Source organism: Actinomadura logoneensis, assembly GCF_003428695.1.
Classification (GTDB): Bacteria; Actinomycetota; Actinomycetes; order Streptosporangiales; family Streptosporangiaceae; genus Spirillospora; species Spirillospora logoneensis.
This window is the reverse complement of sequence record NZ_QURH01000142.1, coordinates 1-2,308: the sequence shown is the minus strand read 5'-3', so window position 1 is coordinate 2,308 and position 2,308 is coordinate 1. Positions and strand designations below refer to the sequence as shown.

Genomic DNA, 2,308 nt, shown 5'->3' with positions numbered 1-2,308 from the left:
GCCGAGGCGCGCGCGGTGACCGGCGCGCCGGCCGCCGCGGTCGTGGCGCTGCGCGACCGGCTCACCGCGGCCCTCCTCGACCTGCGGGACGCCGTGGACGTCGCCGAAGGGGAGTGGTGGCAGCGCGCCCTGCCCGCCGAACGCGTGGAAGCGGCCGAACGCGACGGCCACCTCGCCCTCGCCGCGCTCGCCGCCGTCCCCACGGAAGGAAAGGCCGCCTGATGACCGACCAGGACCCGCCCGCTCCGCCGCCCGCCTCGCGGACAGAGAAACCCGCCCAGCCGCCGCCGGCGTCCCCGGTGCCGTCCGGGAGTCCGGGCGGGGCGCAGGACGCGGTGACCGAGGTGCTGCGGCAGTGGCGGGAGCTGCGCCCCGACCTCGACACCACGCCCATGGCCGTGATCGGACGGGTGAACCGCTGCGCGGCGCTGCTCCAGCACGCCGCCGGGACGCCGCTCGGCCGCGCCGGGCTGACCCGCGCCGAGTACGACACGCTCACCGCCCTCTACCGGCTCGGGTCCGGCGCGACCCCGGGACGGCTCGCCCGCGAGACGTTCGCGTCCGGCGCGGCGGTCACCAAGCGCCTGCGCTCGCTCGCCGCCCGCGGGCTCGTGGAGCGCCGCGCCGACGAGCGCGACCGGCGCGTCCAGCACGTCTCCCTGAGCGAGGACGGCCGCGCCCTGATGGACCGGTTGCTCACCGAGCAGGTCGGGTACGAGACGTCCCTGCTGGACGGCCTCGGCCCGGAGCGCAACGCCGAACTCGCGTCCGCGCTGGCCGAGCTGCTGTCCCTCCTGGAGGGCACGCTCGCCCGCCACGCCGGCTAGATCAACGGGTCCGGCGCGCGCCTTTTCAAGGCGGATCGGTGCGGTTACGTTCGGGAAACCGGACGCTTCGGACATCCTGGGGATTGGGGAGGCCGCCGTGACCGATTCCGCGCTCTCAGCCGGGAGCATCGCCGCCGCCGCCGTCGCCGCCGCGGTCGCGGACGGCTCGCTGGACGTGGTGGACCTGACCGCGCCGCTGTCGGAGCGGACCCCGATCCTCCGGCTCCCCGAGCCGTTCGCCGGCACGGCGCCGTTCTCGCTGCGCGAGATCAGCCGGTACGACGAGCGCGGCCCCGGCTGGTACTGGAACGACATCGTCACCGGCGAGCACGTCGGCACCCACTTCGACGCGCCCGTCCACTGGGCGACCGGACGCGGCGGGGAGGACGTCTCCCAGGTCGCGCCGCGCCGCCTGGTCGCGCCCGCGGTCGTGCTCGACGCGTCCGCGCACGCGCGGGCCGATCCGGGATTCCTGCTGGAGGCCGACCACGTGCGCGAGTGGGAGAAGGCGTACGGGCCGCTGCCCGACGGCGGATGGCTGCTCTACCGGACGGGCTGGGACGCGCGCTCCGACGACGCCGACGACGGGCTGGGACGCGCGCTCCGACGACGCCGACGCGTTCCTCAACGACGGCGTGTGGCCCGGGATCTCCCCTGCGTGCGCGCGGTGGCTGGCCGAGGAGACGCCGATCCTCGGCATCGGCGTCGAGACGGTCGGGACCGACGCGGGCGCGGCGCACGGGTTCGACCCGCCGTTCCCGTGCCACTCCCACCTGCTGGGCGCGGGCAAGTACGGGCTCACCCAGCTGCGGAACCTGGGCCGCCTTCCGGCGCGCGGGGCGGTGCTGGTCGCCGCGCCCCTGCCGATCGCGGGCGGGTCCGGGAGCCCGTGCCGGGTGCTCGCGCTGGTCGACCGGTGAACGTCGCCCGCGCGGTCGGACGGGCCCTGGCGCGGCTCGGCGCGCGCACGGTGTTCGGGGTCGCCGGCAGCGGCAACTTCGAGGTCACCAACGCGGTGGTCGAGGGCGGCGCGCGGTACGTCGCGGCCCGGCACGAGGGCGGCGCGGCGACGATGGCGGACGCCTACGCGCGGGTCGGCGGCGGGCTCGGCGTGGTCAGCGTCCACCAGGGGCCGGGCCTGACCAACGCGCTCACCGGCGTCACCGAGGCCGCCAAGAGCCGCACGCCGCTGCTGGTGCTCACCGGCGAGGTCGCCGCGGCGGCGGTGCGGTCCAACTTCCGGATCGACCAGGCGGCGCTGGCGCTGGCCGTCGGGGCCGTCCCGGAGCGGATCCACAGCCCGCAGACGGCGCTGTCGGACCTCGCGCGCGCCTGCCGGACCGCCGTCGCCGCCCGCCGGACGGTCCTGCTCGGGCTGCCGCTGGACGTGCAGAGCGCGCCCTACACCGGCCCGGACGCGTGCGTCCCGCGCGCCCCGCACGCGACCGGGACGGCCTGGCAGCCGACCGTCCCGCAGCTGG

The 2,308-nt window shown here is 77.3% G+C and carries 3 protein-coding genes and 2 pseudogenes; all 5 read left to right on the top strand.

Annotated elements, in window-relative coordinates:
• Window positions 1-222 (top strand): annotated as a pseudogene (locus DZF91_RS07420) (hypothetical protein); the annotation flags it as partial.
• Entirely contained in the window at window positions 222-827 is a 606-nt protein-coding gene (locus DZF91_RS07415) for a MarR family winged helix-turn-helix transcriptional regulator (RefSeq protein ID WP_117356740.1), read from the top strand. The pseudogene DZF91_RS07420 and the gene DZF91_RS07415, both read left to right, overlap by 1 nt.
• Before the next feature lie 97 nt (window positions 828-924).
• A pseudogene (locus DZF91_RS41880) lies at window positions 925-1,344 on the top strand (cyclase family protein); the annotation flags it as partial.
• Between the two features lie 118 nt (window positions 1,345-1,462).
• Entirely contained in the window at window positions 1,463-1,747 is a 285-nt protein-coding gene (locus DZF91_RS41875) for a cyclase family protein (RefSeq protein ID WP_235834143.1), read from the top strand.
• Window positions 1,717-2,308: thiamine pyrophosphate-binding protein (locus DZF91_RS07405; RefSeq protein ID WP_328589138.1), on the top strand; the 592-nt coding region annotated here is incomplete at its 3' end. The genes DZF91_RS41875 and DZF91_RS07405, both read left to right, overlap by 31 nt.

Excerpts from the sequence above, each read along its gene's own strand:
- DZF91_RS07415 (WP_117356740.1), top strand. The coding sequence starts at position 222 with ATGACCGACCAGGACCCGCCCGCTCCGCCGCCCGCCTCGCGGACAGAG.